This is a genomic window from Pseudomonas sp. P5_A2_2, assembly GCF_054177685.1.
The window spans coordinates 1-1,242 of the sequence record NZ_JBGCUL010001193.1 but is presented as its reverse complement, the minus strand read 5'-3'; the positions used below and the strand labels follow the sequence as shown (position 1 = coordinate 1,242).

Sequence of the window (1,242 nt, the reverse complement as noted above, 5' to 3'; positions counted from 1 at the left end):
CGGCGCCTGTGTCTGCAATAGACCCAAGGATTGTCGCGGGGATACTTCTAAGACAGCGTTTTTCTGAAAAACAGCACGGCCGCCAGGTAAATTTTGTGTAAGGTCTGTACCGACTTTCTTAGCGACCTGTGTAAGCCCGTGTAATCACGCTTATATGATCGATCAGAACCCGATGGAGGACTAATCCCGTCCATCCGAAAAGTGCATTTGAAGGAGCTTTCCCATGCAGATGAACCCCAACAAAGACACCCAGCTGTGCATGTCCCTTTCAGGGCGTCCCGGGAACTTTGGTCTGCGTTTTCACAATCATCTGTATGAACAACTGGGCCTGAATTTTTACTACAAGGCCTTTGCCAGCCAGGACCTGCCGGGCGCCGTTGCCGGCATTCGCGCCTTGCGGATTCGTGGTTGTGGCGTGTCGATGCCGTTCAAGGAAGCCTGCATTGCCCTGGTGGATGAACTCGACGCCTCGGCCGCCGCCATTCAATCGATCAACACCATCGTCAACACCGACGGTCATCTCAAGGCCTACAACACCGATTACATCGCCGTGGCCCAGTTGCTGGAAAAACACCAGGTGCCGAGGAACTCGACCTTTGCCCTGCGCGGCAGCGGTGGCATGGCCAAGGCCGTGGCGAGCGCCTTGCGCGATGGCGGCTATGAAAACGGCCTGATCGTGGCCCGCAACGAGCGTGCCGGCCAGGCGCTGGCGCAGTCGCTGGGGTATGAGTGGCAGGCAGAGCTGGGCAATCGTCGCCCGCAGATGCTGGTCAACGTCACCCCGATCGGCATGACGGGAGGGCCGGAGGCCGAACAACTGGCCTTTGAGGCTGATGTGATCGAAAAAGCGGAAACTGTCTTCGATGTGGTGGCGATTCCGTCGGAAACGCCGTTGATCGTGCGTGCTCGTGCCGCAGGCAAGCGGGTCATCACCGGTCTGGAAGTGATCGCGATCCAGGCACTGGAGCAATTTGTGCTCTATACCGGCGTACGACCGACGGACGAGCAATTCCACAAGGCCGTGGCGTTTGCCCGCAGCTAGGAGGTATCCATGCATCCGCCCATTCTCAATCTGAATTCGATTGAACTTGAACCGCTGCCCGAAGCGTTTGCGCCGACCGGTGAAACCGCCGGTCGCTATCAACAGCGTCTGGCCCGTGTCGGTCAGCAACTGGGGGCGCAAAAGCTGGGTTATCGCCTGTATGTGCTGGAGCCAGGCATGCGCGGCAGCCCGTTTCACAG

The 1,242-nt window shown here is 58.4% G+C and carries 1 protein-coding gene and 1 pseudogene; both read left to right on the top strand.

The genetic code is table 11. The annotated features are described in order from the left end of the window. Positions 1–223: 223 nt before the first annotated feature. On the top strand, positions 224–1,042 hold the full coding sequence (locus ACXRVY_RS30015) for a shikimate 5-dehydrogenase (protein ID WP_223463239.1): 819 nt from the start codon (positions 224–226) through the stop codon (positions 1,040–1,042). A gap of 9 nt (positions 1,043–1,051) precedes the next feature. Further along, positions 1,052–1,242, top strand: a pseudogene (locus ACXRVY_RS30010) (cupin domain-containing protein); the annotation flags it as partial.